The 369-nt window shown below is 63.7% G+C and carries 1 protein-coding gene; it reads left to right on the top strand.

Features of this window, described 5'->3' with window-relative positions:
- Positions 1-369 (top strand): IS66 family transposase (locus GTA51_RS20465; protein ID WP_160964320.1); only part of this gene is annotated, 369 nt, incomplete at both ends.

Consider the following 369-nt stretch of genomic DNA (forward strand, 5'->3'; position numbering starts at 1 on the left):
TGCGCCGGAGCAAATCAAAGCGCTACGAGCCGAAAAATCCAGCCCGATCCTGGACAAGCTCAAGGCGCTGCTTGATGCTCGCGTCGCCACCACCCCGCCCAAGAGTCTGCTTGGCAAGGCCGTCAGTTATGCCCTCAAGCAGTGGGACCGGCTGGTCGTGTACCTGGAGGACGGCCGGCTGCGCCCGGACAACAACCTGGCGGAGAACGCCATCCGCCCCTTTGCCGTGGGCCGCAAGAACTGGTTGTTCTCAGGCCATCCGCGCGGAGCCGACGCCTCGGCCACTCTGTACACCCTCATCGAGACCGCCAAGGCCAATGGCCTGGAGCCATATCGCTATCTACGCTACCTCTTCGAGCACTTGCCGGC

Source organism: Solidesulfovibrio aerotolerans, from assembly GCF_009856865.1.
GTDB lineage: Bacteria > Desulfobacterota > Desulfovibrionia > Desulfovibrionales > Desulfovibrionaceae > Solidesulfovibrio > Solidesulfovibrio aerotolerans.